Source organism: Blautia caccae, assembly GCF_040095955.1.
Lineage (GTDB): Bacteria > Bacillota > Clostridia > Lachnospirales > Lachnospiraceae > Blautia > Blautia celeris.
In genome coordinates, this window is sequence record NZ_JBBMFP010000004.1 from 179,657 (window position 1) to 202,215 (window position 22,559).

At 48.6% G+C, this 22,559-nt stretch carries 13 protein-coding genes; all 13 read right to left on the minus strand.

Annotated elements, in window-relative coordinates:
* Nucleotides 1-7: 7 nt before the first annotated feature.
* On the minus strand, nucleotides 8-1,531 hold the full coding sequence (locus tag WMO65_RS05955) for a response regulator transcription factor (protein ID WP_349063840.1): 1,524 nt from the start codon (nucleotides 1,529-1,531) through the stop codon (nucleotides 8-10).
* Entirely contained in the window at nucleotides 1,528-3,351 is a 1,824-nt protein-coding gene (locus tag WMO65_RS05960; protein WP_148392285.1) for a sensor histidine kinase, read from the minus strand. Before WMO65_RS05960 ends, WMO65_RS05955 begins: the two co-directional genes overlap by 4 nt.
* A 176-nt stretch (nucleotides 3,352-3,527) precedes the next feature.
* A complete protein-coding gene (locus WMO65_RS05965; RefSeq protein ID WP_148392283.1) occupies nucleotides 3,528-6,245 on the minus strand; it encodes an EAL domain-containing protein in 2,718 nt (905 codons plus the stop codon).
* An 87-nt stretch (nucleotides 6,246-6,332) separates the two neighbouring features.
* A complete protein-coding gene (locus tag WMO65_RS05970) occupies nucleotides 6,333-7,724 on the minus strand; it encodes a GntR family transcriptional regulator (RefSeq protein ID WP_148392281.1) in 1,392 nt (463 codons plus the stop codon).
* A gap of 169 nt (nucleotides 7,725-7,893) precedes the next feature.
* Nucleotides 7,894-8,760 (minus strand): EamA family transporter, encoded by an 867-nt coding sequence (locus WMO65_RS05975; RefSeq protein WP_148392279.1) that lies wholly within the window; start codon nucleotides 8,758-8,760, stop codon nucleotides 7,894-7,896.
* Between the two features lie 216 nt (nucleotides 8,761-8,976).
* A complete protein-coding gene (locus tag WMO65_RS05980; protein ID WP_148392277.1) occupies nucleotides 8,977-9,915 on the minus strand; it encodes an AraC family transcriptional regulator in 939 nt (312 codons plus the stop codon).
* 96 nt (nucleotides 9,916-10,011) lie between these two features.
* Nucleotides 10,012-11,535 carry a CoA-acylating methylmalonate-semialdehyde dehydrogenase gene (locus WMO65_RS05985; RefSeq protein WP_148392275.1) on the minus strand — a complete coding sequence of 508 codons (1,524 nt, stop codon included), beginning with the start codon at nucleotides 11,533-11,535 and terminating at the stop codon, nucleotides 10,012-10,014.
* Nucleotides 11,536-11,695: 160 nt separating this feature from the next.
* Nucleotides 11,696-13,390 (minus strand): adenine deaminase, encoded by a 1,695-nt coding sequence (gene ade, locus WMO65_RS05990; RefSeq protein ID WP_148392273.1) that lies wholly within the window; start codon nucleotides 13,388-13,390, stop codon nucleotides 11,696-11,698.
* Between the two features lie 192 nt (nucleotides 13,391-13,582).
* Nucleotides 13,583-18,223 (minus strand): hybrid sensor histidine kinase/response regulator, encoded by a 4,641-nt coding sequence (locus WMO65_RS05995; RefSeq protein ID WP_148392271.1) that lies wholly within the window; start codon nucleotides 18,221-18,223, stop codon nucleotides 13,583-13,585.
* Between the two features lie 522 nt (nucleotides 18,224-18,745).
* A complete protein-coding gene (locus WMO65_RS06000; RefSeq protein ID WP_033141897.1) occupies nucleotides 18,746-19,957 on the minus strand; it encodes an aspartate kinase in 1,212 nt (403 codons plus the stop codon).
* Nucleotides 19,958-20,704: 747 nt separating this feature from the next.
* Complete coding sequence (locus WMO65_RS06005; RefSeq protein ID WP_148392269.1) at nucleotides 20,705-21,028, minus strand: hypothetical protein; 324 nt, start codon at nucleotides 21,026-21,028, stop codon at nucleotides 20,705-20,707.
* A gap of 4 nt (nucleotides 21,029-21,032) precedes the next feature.
* Nucleotides 21,033-21,233, minus strand: coding sequence for a helix-turn-helix transcriptional regulator (locus WMO65_RS06010; RefSeq protein ID WP_033141895.1), 201 nt, complete (start codon nucleotides 21,231-21,233; stop codon nucleotides 21,033-21,035).
* Between the two features lie 291 nt (nucleotides 21,234-21,524).
* Nucleotides 21,525-22,559, minus strand: coding sequence for a uroporphyrinogen decarboxylase family protein (locus WMO65_RS06015; protein ID WP_148392267.1), 1,035 nt, complete (start codon nucleotides 22,557-22,559; stop codon nucleotides 21,525-21,527).

Here is a 22,559-nt window from a genome sequence, read left to right on the forward strand (position 1 = left end):
TTACCTCCTAATTCATCTGCCTGTATTCACCGGGGGATACGCCTGTCTCTTCTTTAAATACCCTCTGGAAATATTTAGGATCATTGTACCCGGTGGCTTTTGCAATCTCGTAAATTTTCATATCCGTTCCTTTTAACAGACGCTTGGCATGGCTCATGCGGAACTGCTTCAGAAAACTGGAGAATGTGATTCCCATCTCCCTGTTAAAAAGGGTACTCAGATATTCGGGTGTAATCTCCAGGACCCGGGAAACTTCCTCCTGCGTAAGGCCCTCCTGATAGTGCTCCCTTATATAATTGATAGCTTTTTTGATCACGTAATTGCTGATATCCTCCCGCTTTACCCTGGTGCTGGTGATGAGCTGGATAACATCCCTGTACGCATTCTCCAATTCATGCCAGGTGACCGCTGCCTCTATATTCCGGAGCAGATTCGCACTTTTCAGTTGCTCAAAAAGTGCTCTGTCTATATCCTCCAGGGTATCTCCGATCATATAGTAATTCTTTACAAAAGCCCTGCGGATATCATCCGCATCAAAATGCCCATCCTTCATATAGCGCAGAAATTCCTCTGCCCCTTCCTTTTCTTTTTCCGGATTTCCCTGACAGACAGCATTGCGAATGCGTGTATAAATCTCAGCGGGGGGCAGAAAGGGAGCGGGGTGGTATGCTTTCACATCCTCCCTGGTAAGCCATCCCTTTTGGTTCCAAATGAGGGAGAAAGAAATAAGATCATTCAGGTTCTGTGCTGTTTTCTTCAGATCTCTCAGACTTTGGAACGCCTGTCTGGTCCAGATTGGCCGCTCCTCCTTATCCTGCCAGTGGAAGATCAGTCTGTTATAAAAAGATTTTTCCAGGTCCGAAATCCTTTCAGATCCCCATTCTGCGCAGGCCAGAATATAGAACTCCTGCAGGTTTTCCATATAAAAAGCGTACCATTTTATCTCCCGGTACTTCTCTCTCAGCTCTTCCAGGGCTTTCTCTGCCTGTTCTCTGTAGGAAGCCGGTGCGGAACCTATGTACCCGGCAAAGAGAATGTATTGGGCCTGTTCTGCCAGACCACATACCTTCTCCAATATGTCATACTGTTTTTCCTCCTCCTGCTCTTCCCCGAAGATCAGATTTCTCAGATGCACCTCAGGACTGCCCTTGGTAAGCTGTTCCTTTTTTATTTTCTCTTCAATTTTTTCCAGCATATCCTGCACGTCATCCACTGCCAGAGGTTTCAGCAGATAATCATCCACCCCATACTGTATAGCTTTTTTAGCGTACTCAAACTCGGAATATCCGCTCAGGATAACTGCATGTACCGGTATTTTCTGTTCATAAAGACGTCGGATCATCTCCAGGCCGTCCATTTTCGGCATACGGATATCTGTGATCACAAGATCCGGTTTAAAACGGAGAACCAGGTCAAGTCCTTCCTCCCCATCGGAAGCCTCCCCCAGAACAATATGGTCTGTCAGTGATTCTATCAGTTTTCCCATACCTTCCCGAATTTTTATCTCATCCTCCACGATTATGATCCTCATTGTCTCCACTCCTTATCCCGTACCGGTATTTTCAGTGTAATAATAGTTCCTATATCCTGTATACTCTTTACATCCCATGAAACATCTTCACCGTAATACATACGCATTCGGGCAAATGCATTGTTCAGGCCGATGCTCCTGCCGTCATCCCGGACTGCCTTCTCAGGATCATTAAAGGTATCTGCCATACCGGGCGGCATTCCCTTTCCATTATCTTCTATGATGATATCCAGCTCTTTCTTGTCCTCTGACACGATAATATCAACCCGCAGGATTCCTCCGCCCTCAATGCCCTTGAACCCGTGCAGGATCGCATTTTCCACAAAAGGCTGGATGAGAAGCTTGTGAATCCTGATATTTTTTGCCTCTTCACTTACATATATCTCACAGATAAAAGCATTGTTGAACCGCATTTTCTGAAGGCTTACATATTTTTCCAGCCAGTCTGCCATCTCCGAGATGGTCACCATCTGGTTGCTTTTATTTATGCTGTACCGGAGAATGATCCCCAGGTTGCGCAGCATTTTGCTAATCTCATATTCTTGCTTTTCAATCGCCATCCAGTTGATGGAATCCAGCGTATTGTACAGAAAATGTGGATTGATCTGAGCCTCCAGCGCCCGTATCTCCGCGTCTTTCTGCTTCTGTGTGATCTCAGTTACTTCTGTGATCAGATTCTTGACTTTTCCTGTCATGGTATTGAAATTGTCCGCGATCTGTCCCATCTCATCCTCAGTATCCACATGCACCTGAACATCCAGATTACCGCTCTGCACCTGCTGGATTCCCCCTACAATACTCCTTGTGGACCGCTCTATAAGGCTAACCGTATAACGTATGAGCAAAATAGAGGCGGCAAACAACAGCGCACCGATAAAAATGGTCAGAAACTGGATCCTTGTCACATCACGCAGCATATAATCCCTGTCATATGCATTATAAAAGATCCATCCCAGCTGCTTGTCCTCGTAACGGTTCACAGCAATATTTTTTCCTTTCAGCTCCCCTGTGTTCTTCACAAAATCCTTGATGGTCTTATTGGTGCTGATGGCTATGCCGGAGTAAAAGGAGTTGGGATAAGTGAGCACATTACCCTTGCGGTCTGTGATAAAATTAACCGCATAAATCTCCGATTCTTTTTCTGTCCGCCCCGTGCTGCACACTGCATTTAAGACAGATTCATTGACACTGGTCACCACTGAGGCAATGGGACCCTTCTGGATATCTTTAAAGTCATACATCTGCTTTGCTATGTGGAAGATCCGTTCCTCCTGGTTTCCCCGAACAAAACGCTGGGTAGGTGATATGATCATATTTGTGGCATCCTGTGCCTGACGGTATGGCTCTATGGATGTCATATCCTCATAACTTTCCCAGAGATTATCCACAGCGGATGCCATACCGAAATCATATGTAATATCCTGTCCGTCCGGCAGGATAATACTGATACACTCAATCCCATTGACGGAAGTTCCGTACTGCTGCAGTTTATCACAGATTTCCCGGTAGATACGCGCCTTAACCTCTGAATCTTCTGCCTCATAAACCTTGATTCCATCAATGATCTGGTTATCCGCATAGATCTGGTAGACAAGATTCGTGTAAATATCCAGGGTTAAATTCGTCCTCTCTGATATCTGGGCAAGCTGGTTCACCATAAGGGTATCTACCTTTTCTTTTATGTTGTTTACAATGACATAGAGCATTAAAATCTGTGCCACCAGAAGTGGTATGACGGATGCAAGTATGAAGGTATATAAAATCTTCCGGCCTAATTTTTGGTTTTTGAACCATTTTAGAAATCCATTTCTACGTTTCATGATTACTTTTAGTTACCTCTTCCTTTTTGCTGAGATTGAGATTCTAACATATTATACTTAATATGCGCCCATTAGACAAGAAGAGATATTTTTGAGAATCGTACTTCCCTCAGCATTGCCGGAACCGGCCGCTGCAAAAAAAAGCCTGCAAAGCAGTTCGCTTTACAGACCTATTTTTATTTTTCACTATCTGTTGTTTTCAAAAAACGTTCCTCATATTCCTTCATAGGCACAGGTTTACTGAACAGGAATCCCTGGACCGAATCCACGCCGCAGGAGCGCAGTGTCATAAACTGTTCCTCTGTCTCAATGCCCTCCGCAACCATATGGACACCAAGGTCATGGCAGACACCGGAAATGAGGCCCACAATGGTTTTGGTTTTCGGATTGACGGCTATATTGTCAATCATACTCTTATCCAGCTTGAGCACGTCAAAGTCAATCTCAGACAAAAGGGCAAGGTTGGCATACTCTGTGCCGAAATCATCAATGGCAACCGCAAATCCCGCATTGTGCAGATTTGTAATCAGAGACTTAATATCAAGCCCCTCCACATCATGTATCTTCTCGGTAACTTCTATCTCCAGATACTCCGGTGAGATGTCATATTTTGTACAGATGCCTGTCAGATGCTCCACAAAGGAAGACTGTATCAGGGATGAGATGGAAAAGTTTACAGACACCGGAAATGCCTGTTTTCCCTGATTGATCCAGTCTTTCAGTTTTACACAGACAAATTCAAACACATAGAAATCGATCAGGCTGATAGACTCATTTTCCTCCAGCAGCGGCAGAAAATTCCCGGGAAGCATCAGGGTATCGGATTTGGAGCGGTATCGGATCAAAGCCTCCGCGCCCACGGCCATACGATCTGATGAGGAAACCTTTGGCTGGAGATATACCTCGAACCGGTTTTGCTGTATCTCCTCCATCAGAATACCGGGATCTGCAAGATGAAGGACTTCATCGCTGTGATGCCGGTAACGCTGTGAAACAGGATTCTGCCGGTAAAATTCCTTCTTATCCTCATACATTCTGGCATCCGCTTCCGCAATGATCTCTTTTAAGCTGCTGACCGTTTCTGTCCACCGGGAACCAATGGCCGCCCGGTAATGCGGTTCTTTCTGGAACTGTGCCCTCAGTTCACGAAGCTTGCTGTGGAAGACATCCTTCTCTATCCCCGGGCAGATGATCACAAACTCATCACCGCCGATGCGGTAAAAATCAGCGCCTTCAAATACCTGCTTCATCCGTCTGGCACACTCGACCAGTACCGTATCCCCAAACTCATGCCCGTACTGGTCATTGATGTCCTTTAATCCGTTCACATCCAGGTACACGATCCCTGCCGGGCTGTCCGTGTGTGTCATGGCATTGGTATCCTCAATGTAACGGTTTCTGTTGTAAAAAGAAGTGAGCGTATCAAAATAACTCAGCCGCGAAAGCTCCTTCTGGCTCTGCGCATTACTGCGCGCAAGCAGCAGAAAATAGCACAGGGTCTGCAGCTGTGATGCAATACTGACAATCTGCCCTGCCGGCGGATTGTCAACGACCAGACAGCCAAGCAGTGTCCCGCCCTTTTCAAGGGGCGCTGCCACCAAACTGGTGATCGCATGTTCCCGCAAAAGCCTGTATTCTGCCGTATTCGTATCCCCAAGCTGATTCACGTTTTGGATAATGACACATTCCTTCCTGTTAAAATAAGGGATCCAGCGTTCAATCAGGGAAACCGGAATCCCCTGCAGCCGCTCCCTATGGGAAATGATTCCATCCGCACACCATTCCAAACGGGCATACATCCTATCCTCTTTGATATCTATAATATAGACACGGTCCGCATGCAGAAAACTTCCGAACTTCTCCAGAACCTGTGCTGAAGTTTTAATGATATCCTTCTGCTGATACAGCATGCTCACGCAGTCTGTCACCAGTTTCTCCGCCTCCAGGGTAAATTTCAAAAACAGCTTTTCCTGTTCCGCCTTGGTGGTATCAAAGGCGATCTCCATTCTGGCAGGCCGCCCGTTCCATTCCAGCAGACGGTCCTTCAGAATATAGTGGCGCCCGGTTATGGGGTTGTCATGCTCCCATGTATAATTTTCACCTTCCCTCAGGATCGGTGTGGTGCAGAATTCACAGGGTGCGTCCTTTCCCTGGAGGACACGGTAACATTTCTTCCCTTCCAGGGAATCCACATGAAAGATTTCCATGCCGGCCTGGTTTAAAAACAACAGATCATAATTTTCAATGTCTGTAATGTACATGAGCTCAGAAATGTCATTCATGGGTGCCTGCAGATTCTCCTCCTGCCTGGAGAGCTGTTCTTTCTTTTTCCGGTTTTCATCCTCTGCTTTCTCAAGCTCCCTCTGGCGCTCTGCCTGCCTTGCGTTATATATATAGATCAAAATGACAAGAATGATAAATGCAAAGTTCAGGATCAGCAGGCTCACTGCAGCGGATCGGACTCTTTTTTCGGAATACTGTTCAGCCGCCGCCACAGTCCTGTCCGCCAGTGCAAAGAATGTCTCGCTGTCATCAAAGAGAATTTCAGCCCCCTCTCCGGCCCGGACAAGGTAAATCTCTTCTTTCAGGTCTTTCCACTCTCTCTGCATTTCAACGATCAGCTCCTGAAATGCATCACTGTTCAGGCGTGTGAGTCCCACATCCCCCTCCCCTGTCTGCAGTTCTTTTAAGATACCATCAATTTTTTCCACCAGGGAATCATTTTGCTGACCGTTCAGTTCCTGCTTAACCAGGCGCTGGGTAGCCCCCCGCACAACACCTGCATAGTTGATCACTTTCGCATTTCCCTGGAGATTGTAAATGTAAAAGAAAGAAACCAAACTGGATATCAGCAGCGCTATTGTTAAAATGATAGGAAATATTTTCTTTTGCATAGAACTCCCCCTTATATCCCGTATCTGTTTCGATTCCGGTCCTGTGCCAGACAATTCTGCATGCAAAGCAGGATATAAAAACCACTTTCATTCCTCCCGGAAAGAAAATTTAGAATAAAAGAATTTCATTCTGTTCTCTATAAATATCTGCCACTGTTCCGCAAACGCATCAAAGTCATCCGTCCGCAGATCTTTTTCCTGGCGGTCGATAAACCCGGTATAATCCGCGTCAAGCTGTCCGGTTCCCATCAGTACCGCGGATAAAATATAGCCCCATGTGTTCAGCTCCCTGAGTTTATCATAGCATTCCCGGATGATCGCAGAGGGACATTCCGCGGAGATAAAGCTCAGAAGCACATCAATGAAAAGTATACTGCTGGTTTTTCCGCGCAGTTTTGTGATTGACTGCAGGAATTCCTCCCTCTTTCTTTTCGTGACTGATTCCATGGTAAAGAGTGTCACGCTGCGGACTGTCATAGCCAAAATCTGCATGCCTTCTCCGTGAAGCCGCATATTTTCACGGATCTCCGATATCTTCATAACCTCCATACCCACAGGTTCCAGGCAGACCTTTGTCCCGATTCCCATATAGGTTCTGGTCACACCCAGAGAATGGAGTACATCCAGTGTTCGCCGGACTGTGCTTAAAGATACCTGGTACTGCTCCGCCATTTTGGGCAGGGAGGGCAGATAGCTGCCGACTGGATAACGCTCCCATAAAATTTCACGGATGATCACAGACGCCAGCGTATACCGCACCTGGGGCCGCCGACGGTAAATCGTCCACGAAAATGGGATCTGCCTGACGTTTTCCAAATGATATGCTTCACCGGCATGTGCGATGAAATCCAGCACTTCATTTTGTATACTGTCAAAATAGTCATCAAACTCTGACTTCAGCCCCTGCATATTTGTCTCCGGCAAAGTTTCGCCTGCGGCTAAAACCGGTATATCCGTATTTCTTTTCGGATATAGAAAATTGAGATAGCGCAGGCACTGCCAGTAAAGATTTAAAAGCAGATCATTGTGAAAAGTGCGCAGAACCTCAAAATACAGCTTTACAGGTATGGGAACCGTTTGGTCCGTAACTGTATCATGGTTCTCATTTAAATTTCCCCGGATATCCGTTTCCAGATTATGCACCCCGATCTTCCACATCGGGAAAAACAAAAGTTCACCTGCATATTCAAAATCCAGGATTCCCTCTTTGCGGGGCACAAAATATTTTGCGGCATTCTCCCTGAAGGTTTCTTCGGTTCCCTGATATACCACCCTTGCCACTTTCCGCTCTTCGGTTTCTATATAACCGTTTTTTTCCAGTTTATCCAGTGCCATCTGAATCGTATTACGCCCCAGCCGAAAAGAGGCACAGATTTTCGGCACTGACAACAACTGTTCCCCATATCTGTATACGCCAAAGAGGATACGGGATTCATAATATTCATAGATCAGTTCGTTAAGTCCGCTGTTTTTTTTCATTCCTGTCCTCCCTGTAAACATTAACCCTGTTCATGTTAGGTAATACCCTGATTGTAACACTATTTACATTGCCACGCAATAAATTGCATACATTTCTTCGTTAAAATTCATAATTACAGAAAAAAAAGACAATCACCCGTAAACAAGGATTGTCTTAAGTCCAAAAGTCTTACAGGACCGCCAGCATAACCGTCCCCGCAGTGATCAGCACCACACCTGCCCCTGCCTTTTTTGAAAGTTTTTCATGGAACACGATCCGGGAAAAAGCGATTGTCACAAGGATACTCAGCTTGTCAATGGGAACCACCACACTTGCCGCCCCATCCTGCAAAGCCCGGTAATAGCACAGCCAGGACGCCCCTGTAGCAAGCCCTGACAACACAATAAAGAAAAGTTCATTCCTCCGTATCTTCCTAATCTCATGCTGTCTTCCTGTGACAAAGACCATGATCCAGGCCATGAAAAGGACAACTGTTGTCCTGATCGCCGTTCCCAGGTTGGAGTCCACGCCTGTAATCCCTATTTTTCCCAGAATGGCTGTCAGACTTGCAAACACAGCCGACAGAGAAGCAAATACGATCCAGCTTCCGCCACCCCGTCCGCTGCCGTCCGCTGCCTCTTTTTTTGAGATCATCAGCATGGTCCCTGCGCCGATCAAAAAAACAGCAGCTATTTTTGCAGGCGTCACCCCCTCATGAAGAAAAATGAATGCCAGCAGTATGGTAAGGACTGTGCTGGACTTATCAATGGGGACCACTTTATTGATATCCCCTGTCTGCAGGGCGCGGAAATAGCTGAGCCAGGATGCCCCTGTAGCAAGCCCGGACAGTATAAGAAACAGCATGGTCTTCCCGGTGATCTGTCCGATTCCCGCCCATGCGTCTGTCAAAAATACCATAAGCCAGGAGAATATCAGTACCACAACGGTTCTTATAGCTGTCGCCACATTGGAATCCGTCTCCCGGATACCGCATTTTGCCAGAATCGATGTGATTCCCGCAAAAAATGAAGACCCTACTGCATATACTATCCACATGATCTCTGCACCTCTCTGTCCGTATCAAATATTTCAACCATTTCAGTCGATTCCGTTGATTTTATTCCTAATTATTACCATAACAGGTGTACAGCGCTCTGTAAAGGCATAGATATAATATATTTTTATATAGAGGAAGGGACCCGGCTGTCAGCCAGCCAGGCCCCGTTATGATGAAGTTTTTGTTCTTCACAAGTATCATTTTAGTACAGTTTTTCATGAAAAACTATCCGATTCCTGCCTTAATTTAGCAATATCCTGCCATCTGCGGCGATACTCCGTGGGGGTACATCCGGTATAACCGCGGAAGACTTTTCCGAAATAGCTGCTGCTTCCCAGGCCGCAGGCATGGCTGACTGCTGTGATGGTATCCCTGCCTTTTGCCAGCATCTTACAGGCCATCTGCAGACGAAAGTTCTGCAGATACTCCACAGGCGACATATGAAGACAGTCCCGGAAGACACGGTAGCACTCCCGTTCACTGGAAAAGGCAGCCGCCGCCAGCTCTGCCACCGTAATCTTTTCCGGGTAGTGCTCATGGATATAGATCATCATCATTTTAATCTTGTCATCCGAGCTTCCGGCCTCTCTTTCTTCCTGCAGAAGCGGGGCAGATATTGACAGGAGCCTGACCCATATGTCTGAGAGCACTTCGCGCAGTTTGATCTCATAAGCCCACTCCTGTTCCGAGAGGGAAAACGAGCGGCGAAGCAGCGCGAGAACCTCTTCCTGCGCCGGGTCTCCTGGATAGAATGCCATGATCTCCAACTGGGAGGCCGCCACAACAGGAAGGACAAATTTCTTCTCTATCCTGCTCCCCGGTTCCCCGGCGATGAAAGAAGTGTCGAAAATATGGATGAGCTGTACATTCCGCTCTCCTTCTGACCCGGCTCTCGTCATGTGCAGCACATTGGAGTTCACCATTCCTCCGGAACCGGCAGGAAACACGGTCTTCCCTTTGGGTGTATTGTATTCCAGCACACCGCTTTCCACGTAAAATAATTCCACGGTCTTGTGCCAATGCCAAGGCACAAAACGTCCTATGTATTTGTCCAGCTCCGCCCGGGAGGCAATGTAAGGAAAATCAGGAGCAAACCCCGGAAGTCTCTCTTCCTTGCTCCCTGAACGAAATTCTATGTTCGTTATATCCTTCACTTCTGCATCACCTCCTCGTTCGCAAAACGGTCCGCAGGAATCTTCCTGCGAACCGTGTCACTGATTTATTTACCATTTGGGTGCTGTGATTCAGCCTTACATGCTGCCGCCTACGGATCCCTCCCAGGTATCCACCTCTTTTGCCTTTTTCTCTTCCTCGTCGAACCAGTGGGTGGTGACTGCTTTTATCTCGGTAAAGAAGCGAACACCGTCCTTTCCCAGACAGTGCAGATCGCCGAAAAAGCTGTCCTTGTGGCCGCTGAAGGAGAAGATGCCCGCCGGAACCGGGATTCCCACATTGATTCCCACCATTCCGCCGTCTGTGCGGCGCGCAAACTCCCTGCTGTAATAACCGCTCTGGGTATAAATAACACTTCCGTTGGCAAACGGATTGCGGTTCATCATTTCCAGGCCCTCTTCAAAATCTTTGCAGCGCTTCACAGCCAGAACCGGTCCGAAGATTTCCTGCCGGCCGATCGCCATATCCTCTGTCACATGATCAAATATGGTGGGGCCTAAGTAGAATCCGTTCTCATAGCCGGGCACTTTGATGCCGCGTCCGTCCAGGACCAGTTCTGCACCCTCTTCCACACCTTTTTCGATCCATTTCTCTACCTTTGCTTTATGGGCAGCGTCCACCACCGGACCCAGATCCGTTGTCTTATCATAGGCAGGGCCTACTTTCAGTTCACCTGCGAATTTTATAAGCAGCTCTACCAGCTTGTCCGCTATGCTTTCCTGGGCAACCACCACGGGAAGGGCCATACAGCGCTCTCCGGCACAGCCAAAAGCGGAATTGATGATTCCTCTTGCGGTGCGCTCAAGAGCCGCGTCTTCCAGCACCAGGGCATGGTTCTTTGCCTCTGTCTGGGCCTGGACGCGTTTGCCATTGGCAGCCGCAATGCCGTAGATATGTTTTCCCACACCTGTGGTTCCTACAAAGCAGATTCCCTTCACATCAGGATGGGTCAAAAACTGCTCGGATTCCTGTCTGGTACAGGTGACAATATTAAGCACACCATCCGGAAGTCCTGCCTCCTGCCAAAGCTCTGCGCAGCGCAGCGCGGTCAGCGGTGTTTTGGAAGCCGCTTTGATGACAATGGTATTGCCGGTAGCGATACAGATCGGCGTCATCCAGCCCATGGGAATCATACCCGGGAAATTAAAGGGAGCGATTCCCGCAAATACGCCCAGAGGCTCCCGGTAGCTGACGGTGTCATATCCCTTGGAGGTATCCATCATGGATTCTCCCATCATGAGCGTCGACGTTCCGCAGGCCAGTTCCACAGGTTCCTTCACCTTGGCAATATCACCGGCAGACTCCTTCCAGTTCTTTCCGTGCTCTCTCGCACAGCACTCTGTCAGCTCATCCCAATGCTGATCCAGCAGATCCCGGAATTTGTAGAGTACCTGTACTCTTTTCATCACCGGGGTATCACGCCAGGCCGGAAATGCCTTTTTCGCGCATTCTATGGCATATGCCACTTCCTCTGTGGTACAGCTTGGTATTTCTGCCTGCACCTCACCGGTACTTGGATTATACACTGGCGTGTATTTGCCTGATTTCGTATCCAGCCACTGTCCCCCTGCCAGGTATTTCATTCTTTTCACTTCGCCCATTTCTTACCTCCTTGTTCTGGTTTATCTGTCAGCATAGTTCTCTTTCAGGATAGTTCTATTATAAAAGATTGCCTTCGTCAGTTCAACTCATTTCTCTTGTGATCAGGCATTTTTTTTGTGCAGAACTCACAGGCCCTGCTGTATCTGCCCGCAATTTACGTCAGCGGTAAAAGGTACTGTCTGTCACGGAATATATCCCTCTGGGCGTGATCCGGATCTCCGGAATGACCGGAAGCGCCATAAAGGACAGGGCAATAAAGGGATCCATTCCCCCCGGCACACCCATTTCATGGGCTTTCCGGATCATCCTCTCCAGCTTTTCATTGGCCTTTTCAAATCCCATGTCCGTCATCAGCCCCATGATGGGAAGCTCCAGTGTCTCATAGACCTGATGCTTCTCTATAAGGGTATACCCGCCCTGCGTCCGGATCAGTTCCCTGACAGCCAGCTCCATATCTTCATCGTTATCCCCGATCACGATGATGTTATGGGAATCATGGGAGACACTGGATGCTGCGGCTCCGCATCTGAGCCCGAAGCCCTTTACAAAGCCCACACCTGTCATTCCCGTTCCTCTGTGTCTTTCAACCACAGCGATTTTCTGCAGGATGCCGTTTCCCTCCAGATCATCCTGGCAGATATCTGTTACTGTGACGTCTCTTGTGGTGATCTGCCCTTCCTCCATCCGGATGACATGGCAGGGGAAGGAACCGGTGTATTTCAGTTTTTCTTTTGTAAAGCCTTTTACATGCACAGTGTTTTTCAGCTCTTTTGGGCAGGAGTGGACCGGACAGGCATTTTCTGCTTCCACCTTTTGTCCTTTAAAATAGACTTCCAGGACATTGACCCCCTTAAGGTCCTCCAGCACCAGAAGGTCTGCCTGAAAGCCCGGGGCCACTGCTCCCAGACGCTGCAGTCCGTAGCACCTGGCTGGCTGGATCGTGGCCATCCGGATGGCGCGGATAGGAGAGATGCCGAGGGCAATGGCCTTTCTCACATTGTAATTGATATGTCCTTCCCTCCTGATATCCTCTATATGCTTATCATCCGTACAGAAACAGAAGCCTTCTGTGCTCATATGGTTCTCCACAATCCCCTGAACAATGTCCTGCAGATTTCTGGCAGCACTGCCCTCACGGATGTGAACCGTCATTCCGTTTCTTTGCTCTCTCACCGCATAGGCGTATGCGGAGCACTCGTGATCTGTGGAAATGCCCGCCATAACGTATGCCTGCAGGTCCGGCTCTTCAAGAAACGGCGCATGTCCGTCCCGCACTTTCCCGTCAAACAGACACAGTTTTTCGTGCATATGGGGGCTTCCCTCCACCACGGAGATGTAGTCCATGACCTCCCCCAGTCCCAGGATCCGTTTGTTCTTGAGATAGGGCTTCATCATTTCCGCTGTGATCGTACACGCATTGTCATCAATCCCCGTAGCCGGTACGCAGGACGGCATCATGACAAAGACATTGGCGGATACCTCCTCTGTCTCCCTTAATATATAGTCGATTCCGGCCAGACCTGCCACATTGGCAGACTCATGAGGGTCCACAATAAAGGAAGTCGTTCCGCACAGGGCGGCCTGGGAGATCAGTTCCTTCGGCGTCACCAGCGTAGATTCCAGATGCAGGTGGCTGTCAATGAACCCTGGGCATACATATTTTCCCTCCAGATCCGTCTCACGGATTCCTTCGTATGTGCCGATCCCGGCGATCATACCGTCCGCCACAGCGATATCCCCCTCAAGGATCTCCTCTGTAAAAACATTGACAATCTTTGCATTCTTCAGGACAAAATCTGCTTTTTTCAGTCCGCGGGCAATATCAGAACACTTTTGATACCTTTCTAATTTCACACTATCATCTCCTATATTCCACTCATCAGAAACGGGAAAAACCAAATTGGATGCCTTTTTGTCGGCATGGTCAGAATTATCCGCGTTGGATATGATCTGCTGTGAGATCTCGTGGATGCCGGAAGCAACCGTTGATATTTTCCTTTGCTTGTTCCGAAATCTTCTGCATAAATCAAACCCCGTAATCTTTATTCATTCCCCGGCAGTCTGCCCTGCCAGCAGTCCTGTCAGCGTATCCCGCAGTATCTTCACATCAATAGGCTTTGCCACATGGGCATTCATTCCCGCTTCCAAAGCCTCCTGCACATCCTCCGCAAAGGCATTGGCTGTCATAGCTATGATCGGAATGGTTCCCGCGTCCTCTTTCGCCATTCTGCGGATGGCACGGGCCGCGTCGTATCCATTCATCCGCGGCATACGGATATCCATCAGGACAGCGTCATAGGTCCCCGGCTCTGCCCGCTGAAATTCTTCGACTGCCTGTATGCCGTCTGTCATCACCACGGATCTTGCTCCGTACATTTTCAGCAGCTCACACAGAATTTCTGAATTAATGGCGTTGTCCTCCGCCACCAGGAAACAGCGGCCTGTTAATATCTGAGCGTCATCCTGTCTCTCAGGCTCCCCGTCCCCATCCTGTTTTACTGCCGCCTCGCCCTGCATGGTCTCACAGATGATCTCCACACAGAATACACTGCCCTCATTTTGTCTGCTCTTTACCCATATCTTACCGTCCATGAGATCCACAAGACCTTTCGTGATACTAAGACCCAGCCCGGTGCCCTCAATCCCCACTGTATTGGTATTTCTGGAAAATGGCTCAAAGATATGCTCCACAAACTCCTCCGTCATGCCGATGCCGGTATCGCTGATGGTAAACCGGTAGCATACCTGACCATCCTTACAGCCCCGGTCCGTCTCCTCCGCCAGGAATTCCACTCTGCCTCCCTTAGGCGTAAACTTAATGGCATTGCTCAGAATATTGATCAGAATCTGGTTTATGCGCAGCTTATCCCCATAGAAATTCTGGTGGCGGATTTCCCTGGCTTCCATGGAAAAGGCAAGGCCGTTTACCTCCGCCTGAGGTTCCATCATAGCCGACAATTCCTTCAGCATTTCCGGCATAGAGATCTGCATCCGGTTGAGCATGATCTTGGAGCGCTCTATTTTGCTCATATCCAGTATATCATTGATGAGACTGAGCAGGTATTTGGAGGAGGAGGAAATCTTCTGCAGGCAGTCCTTCACCCGTTCTTTTTCATCCAGATTGGCCAAGGCCAGGGAGGTCATGCCGATCACAGCGTTCATAGGTGTCCTGATATCATGGCTCATGGAGGAAAGAAATTCGCTTTTTGCCCGGTTCGCCTTCTCCGCAAGGGCCAGTGCTTCCTGCAGGGCATCCTTTGCCTCACGCTCCGCAGCCAGCATATCTGTCACATCCGCGCGGACCATGCAGACCCTCCGGTGTCCCCTGTCTCCCCACAGCACATTCACCTGCTTGTACCGCAGCCCGTTCTCTGACTGGTACGGAAGTACAAAATCATACCCCGAAGGTTTTTCTTCCAGCCGCTTCATCATATTGCCCAGATCAAAGTACTGTTCATTCTCCTCCTCAATATGACTGGTGATATAAAAGTCCGTAATATTCTTCACCAGCTCCCTGTATCCCTCCAAAATATAGGGTGACAGGTTCTCCAGCACGGTCTGCCGGGTGTACATGGTCACACGGCCGTCGTTTACGTCAATAAAAGCCATAAGCTCAAAGGTATAAGCCACCACATTCAGCATACTCTGCTGCTCCCGCACAGAATCCGTGATGTCTGTTCTTGCCAGACACACACGCCCAAGTCTCAGATCAACAGCCGATACCGTCATGTTTTTTGTGAGCACATCCCCCTTCTCGTCTGTGATGGAATAATGGAAGGAATAGCTGTTCTCCCTTTTCAGATGCTCCATCATATATGCGCCGGCAAGCATTTTGGTGACATGTTCTTTATCCCTGGGCACTATGCCCATACAATACTTCTCCATGATCCACTGGGAATAACATCCCCGGTGGTTTACATCCTCTCCCGCGGTCCCGCTGCCGGTCAGGACAGTATAGCTGTCCTTCAGCACATCCACATCAACGACCAAGTCATAGCTGGTAACAGACAACTGCCTCAGTATCCGTTCGGATATGGCCTGCTCCGTAATATCCGTCACGGTCAGGATTCCTGTTACGCCGCCTGTATCCGGTGTTTCCACCAGGTTCACCTTGAACTGCACATACCGCCCGTTCTTTTCTTTCGGCAGTTTCACATAGCACTCCCGGATCTGCTCTGTATCTCCCTTTTTGAACGCGGCAAGTGTGGGTGCATTGAGATAGGTATCCAGAAAGAGCTGCTTTTCATCCGGGTCTGTCACCAGTTCCGCAATTCCGGCAAAGAACTCCTCCCGCACACTTCCAAATGTTTTTAAAAGGTCTGAATCCGTATAATCGAGAATCTCCAATATCCTGTTCTGTGTTATATTGCAGTGTCCCACGATCAGAGCGTTTGGCCCCGGTGTACGGTAATGCTGCAGGATCAGGTCATTATACTGCTTCCGTATCTGTGCCTTCTCCTCCCGCTCTTTTGTCATATCATGAAATCCGGCATAGATGCGTTTTTCTCCGTTGGCGCTCTTGACCAGGGACAGGGTATTCTTCACCCATACATAATTCCCGCCGCCTGTTTTTAAACGGTACACGATCTCACAGGGACCATCCCCTGCAGCCATATACTCCTCCATCCGCCGATTCACAAATGCCCTGTCATCAGGGTGCACACCGGCCATGGCATCCTTTTTGTAGATCGCCCAGGCCTCCTCCTTGGTCATCTTTGTCATCTCAGCAAAGCCTTCCGACAGAAATTCCGGTATCATTCTGCCGTCCGGCTCATACCTTACCACTGCTACGCCTCCGGGCAGGTATTTCAGCACATTCTGGAAATACTGCTCCAGCCTCTCTTTCTCACTCTGGGTCCTCATTTCCTCTGTGACATCTCTCACGTACTTGATATACGCCGGGATGCCGTTCCAGTCTGTCTCCCGGAAACGGATACTGTAACAGCGGTCATTCTCCGGGTCCATCATGCGGTGTTCTTCCCCGTCCGGCCGATGCTCTTTCTGGGTACAGAACTCACAGGGCCTGTCTTTTCCGTACATGGCTTTGTAGCATTTCTGTCCCAGACATTTTTTTCCTTTCTGAAACAGAAGCTTGGACTCATTGGCATAGAGCAAGTCATAATTGTCCTTTCCAATCACATAGATTCCGTCTGCCGTATCATTGGCAATGCTCTGGAACAGTCTCGCCTCCGCAGACATGCCGGTGAACACGGCGTAGAACCGCATAGATTCTGAGCAGGCGTCCATTCTCCTGCCTCTTAAATGGACCCAGACAAGTCCCCCGTCTCTGTGCCTGATCCGGTAAGACACATCCAGCACCTTGCCGGTTTCCAGGGAAACCCGCATGGCTGACAGCACACGATCCCTGTCCGGCTCATGGATCAGCCGGAACGCGTCATACTGTTCCAGCTCCCCTCTGGTATGACCTGAGAGTGTCATAACACCGTCTGATATAAAAATCGGAGTGATACGTTCCCCCTCGATACGATAGCTGGCGATTCCTCCCGGAATGGAGTTCACCAGATGGTCCATCTCAAGCTGTGTCTCCTTCAGATCAGATATGTTGTGGAACACACAGTGGAGGAGCGGACAGCCCTTATCTTCCCCGATCCATTTTACATGAGCACGCACCCAGACAATATGTCCGTCTCTGTGCTGCTTGCGGAACTCAAATACCAGCACTTTATGGGTGCGAATGACCTCCTGTACCTTCTCGATGACCATCTCTGTATCTTCCCAGTATGTCATCTCCACAGCGTCCCGCTTAACAAGCTCGCGGTATTCCTCTACTGTATACCCGGAAAGCTCCGGAACACCGTCTGAAAAATAGATTGTCTCGAAGATATCAGATATTCTGTAAATGGCTACGCCGCCGGAAATGGCATTGACAATATCCTGTACCTTATCCTTTTCCGCTATCAGCTCCTTTTCCATCTGCACCTGTCCGCTCACATCCCTGTAGACTGCATAGAGCAGCTTTGTCCTGTCCCTCTGGGATTTTACAGATGCCTGCAGATGGATCCAGCCGTATTCCGCCTTCCTGTCGTTCCAGACCCGGTAAGTGTGCTCCATGGTACCGCTGTCCTTGATCGTTTTCTGGATCTTTTCCCGGAGGGCACTGCAGTCGTCGGGGTGCACTCCCATGTATTCCGTCTTTTCCTCCACATTTCTGATGTGTTCTTCCGAATACCCCATGATCTCATAGAAAGCAGGGTTGTGGAAGACAGGCCGAATCCCGGTTCCGTCATAGCGGTATACACAAAGCCCGCAGGGGATACTGCTGAATGTGTCCTGAAGCTCTTTTTTCAGGATAGCTGACTGCTCTTCTTCCCGTTTTCTGTCCGTGATGTCCTGTATATATTCAATATGCGCGGCATTCCCGTTCCAGTCTATGATCTTGCCGCTGAGCTGATAGATTCTGCCATTGGCAGGATGGCGGTATTCGCGGAACAGCAGTTCAGGTCCGCTGATCTCCTCCCTGCGGCAAAACGCGCACGGCCTGTCAAAACCGGCCACCTGATAACAATACTTTTCCTCCGGATCCGCACCCGGCATAAACGTCTCCCATGCCAGCCGGTTGGCGTACAGTATCTCGTATGTATCCGCTGAACTGACACAGACCGCTATCGGTGCATTGTCCATCAGTGCTTTCACCTGATCCGCCAAAAGAGAAACTTCCCGTATCATGACTTACCCTCCCTTACACAATTCTCCATAGAAACACTTTCCGTAATTTTGATTAAGGTGTAAGGGAAAAACAACATTAGAGATTTAAAACAAGATATGTCGACAAAAGCAGGAAAATAAATGCGGACCAGCAAAAAACATCGGGTGTTTTTTGACTGATCCTCTGCCAGGGCCGACCCTGCGCTTCATAATGTACTGCCCCGAGAGCAGCCCGCTGTACAGCCTTTCGGATTAACAGCAGCTATTTTCCACACCTGTTGTTCACGCGTTGTGCGCCCCGTAACAGCCGCACTGCTTTACAGAAATGGTTTGATCCTTTGATGTTCAAACTTCTTACTTTTTAACAATATTTTTGAATTGGTCAGAATATTATATTTTTTTCAACTTATTTCTTTTAATTTTAACACAGGGAGTATAAATGTGCAATCGTTTTGAGAAAGTTCCCTCCCATTCCTGCAGAATACCCGGTAAAAGAAAAAACGACCGAGCAGAAAAAAATTCCGCCCGGCCGGCCTTTAAAAATCAATCCCACTCTGATGCGAACCTGTCATGCACGGCTCTCATTGCCGTCTCCGCCTCGGATTCCTTTATCACCGCTGTTATACGGATCTCAGAGGTGGTCACCATATCTGTATTGATCCCCGCGTTTGAAAGTGCCTCGAACATTTTTGCGGCCACCCCGGGGTTGGAACTGACGCCTGCGCCTACCACGGAGACCTTTGCCACATCCTCCTCACAGCTCACATTGGCATTTCCGATCACGTCGCTGTATTTCTTAAGAAGGTCCAGAGTCATCATCATATCCGGCCTTGCCACGGTAAAGGTCAGAGTCTTGGTGCCGTCCTTTTCCAGGGACTGGATCATGACATCAATGTTCACCCCGTTTTTTGCCATCAGGTTCAGAAGCTTAAATGTACTCTCCGGATTATCCTTCATACCCGAAACTGCGATCTTCGCTATATTTTTGTCCACGGCTACGCCGCTTATCAGCATTTTCTCCATCTTTGTGGTCTCCTTTACAACTGTTCCTTCCTCTTCGCTCATACTGGATCTCACCACCAGGTTTACATCGTACCGCCTTGCCATCTCCACACAGCGGCTGTGCAGCACTTTGGCTCCCAGGGACGCAAATTCCAGCATTTCCTCATACGTCACCTCCGGCATCTTTCTGGCCTTTGGCACAATGCGCGGGTCAGCCGTATATACGCCGTCCACGTCTGTATAGATCTCACACAGATCCGCGTTCAGAGCTGCCGCCAGAGCTACGGCTGTGGTATCCGATCCGCCTCTTCCCAGGGTGGTCACATCATCGTATTTGTTGATGCCCTGGAACCCGGTCACCACAACGATCTTGTTGGAATCCAGCTCTTTTGTGATCCTCTCGGAGTCGATTCTTTTCAGCTTCGCGTTCTGATACGCAGAGGTGGTATGCATGGGTACCTGCCACGCGTTCAGGGAAATGGCTGTCACTCCCATCTGAATCATTGTCATAGCCATGAGAGATACAGACACCTGCTCCCCTGTGGCAAGAAGCATATCCATCTCCCGTCTGGAGGGCATACTGCTGATCTCTCCTGCCTGGGCAAGCAGGCGGTCCGTGGTCTTTCCCATTGCAGAGAGGACCACTACCACCTGGTTTCCCTCTTTCCATTTCTTTATACAGCGCTCTGCCACATTTCTGATCTTATCCAGATCCGCCACTGAGCTGCCGCCGAATTTCATTACTACAAGCATGCTGTTCTCCTATTCCTTCCGTACTTTAAATAACGCCGGACGGACACTTCCCCATCCGCCGGACGAAAACCATATATTATTATATCACTAAACATGCGTATTTGCGACAATATATATGTAAATATCCCCAAAATTGGTGCAGCACAATACGGTTCATTCATGATTCGGAAAGCTCCGAAGTCTCAGATACGCCGTAAAGCAAGGGTTCACTTTCTGCTCATCCGTAAAATGAGCAGAAAATATGAGCTGTCTCTTCTTGTTTACCTGCAAAACCGAAAGAACTCTTTCTAATTATCTGTAAATCAAGCAGAAATCTTGGCCTGATTCTGCTGATTTACCTACAAAATCCAGTCAGCCCTCTTTACTTGTCTGTAAATCATTCAAAAACCTTGGCCTGATTCTGCTGATTTACCTACAAAATCCAGTCAGCCCTCTCTTATTGTCTGTAAATCATGCAAAAATCTTGGCCTGATTCTGCTGATTTACCCACAAAATCCAGTAAACTCCCTCTAATCATCTGTAAATCAAGCAAAAATCTTGGCCCGAATCTTCCGGATTACCTACGAATGCCAAGGTTCTCCTCAAACTAATCTGTAAAACAGTAAAAATCGACGAGGGCCCTTTGTAACTATCTGAAAAACAAAGGAAATCCACAGTGGTCATATGCGTCTGTCTTGTCGTCCATCAAACTGAAATATTGAACAGCAAAATTGCCTGGCACCATTGGTCCTGCTTCTGTCCTTATCATCAAAGCCGCCTGTCATAATATAAAAGTGCAGACAATTCCAGAATATTACGGAAAGCCACATACAGTACAGCGATAGTCATGACCCGGTTCAGCGTAAAGGTCATCTGCACATGGGAATGGAGCGTCACCATATCCACGACCGCCAATAATAAGAGCAGAATATAGTGGGAACAATTGGCAGTGCGGTTCGCTTTGTTCTGTACTGCCTCCCAGCGCTCATCGCCTCTGTACTCCATATGTTTCTTCGCCTTCCAGATATAGAGAAACAGTGTCGCCGCTGTGCCGATCAAAAGAAAAAGCAGGATAATTATCTGGTCATTCATTGTATCACTCCCCCTTATACTCAAAAACTTCATTGATGGAAACCTGAAAAACCTCTGCGATTTTGAAAGCCAGTTCCAGGGACGGCGTATATTTATACTTCTCTATGGATATGACCGCCTGCCGCGAGATTCCCACTCTGTCAGCCAAATCAGCCTGGGTCCAGTCGCGCTCTGCTCTCAAAACCTTGATCCGATTCTTTATCAAGGTATTACCTCCTTACAAAATGTAACCTGTTGATTACATTTATAATGTAACGTATTCATTACATTTTGTCAAGAACTAAATACGAAAATAGGGAGCCGGGCGATATAGCCGCCCGGCTCCATAAACTTTCTCATCCGTATTCGGTTCTCCCAATCGTCGTTATCCGTCAGGACTATGCCTCTATCCGCAGATTCTGCACATATATACACCCACTTCATCCCCGGCACATTTAGAAGTCCGGATGCCGGAAACCTGCTTTTTCTTTTGTCAGATGTCCGTAAAAAACTGTCTTTATTTTACACTGTTGAGCATTGCATGTATATTCTCTTTCGGCGTATCCCCTCCCAGCGCGCATCCCGGCCCCAGTATAAACCCGGTGGCGTTCTTTCCTCCGGTGATTCCAAGAATCCGCTCCGCCGCTGCTTTCACTTCCTGCTGCGTACCGCCTGAAAGCAGTACGGGATTTATCTGACCAAGCAGTGCACACTTTCCTTCTGCCGCTCTGACTGCTGCCTCCAGGTCTGTTTTCTGGTCTATCTCCAGCACATCCGCCCCCAGACTGCACATCTTATCTATGATCTTTGTGGCGTTGCCGCAGATGTGAAGGGAAATCAGGCCGCCTTTTCTGTGGACCGCTTCTATCACCTGTTTTTCATAAGGCATGGCAAAAGTTTCATACATGGCGGGTGAGATCACATCCGGCCCTGCGGTGCTGTCACCCATGGAAGTCATGGGAACCCCCAGCAGGAGCAGTCTCTCATGGTAGGCAATACACGCCCGGGTACAAAAATTCAGCAGTCTGCGGATGTCCTCCTCCGCGTCCTCATCCATCAGATCCTCCAGCAGCCGGTCCATGCCGTAGAGCTGGGAAGCCAGGCTGAAGGGGCCCTGGTCCCCGCGCCCGATCAGAAACACCTCCCTGCCGAAATGCTGCACCATCCGCTCCACAGTCAGAAGCTGAGCTTTCAGAAGCGGACTTTCCCAGAAATTATCCGGCATCTCAAGATTCCTCACATCTTCCAAACGCTTTATTGCTGTGGTATGCGCCACCGGTGCCCCTTTTTTCCTGTAAATCACGCCGCAGCCAAGGGCCTGCGCAAGCGCTGCTGTCCCATTTTCAACCAGAAGCATATCGTGTCCGAACTCTTCCCACATACTTATCTGCATTCGGGCCATTATACTGTCATCCAGCACAAACTCTCCAAAATCCATGTCTGACTCTTCTGCGCACATCAGAAAATTATGCAGGTCTGTGGGCATTCTGTCCACGTCCTGAAACTGAATGGCAGCCAGACACCTTTCATATGAATTCATATATTCTTTCAT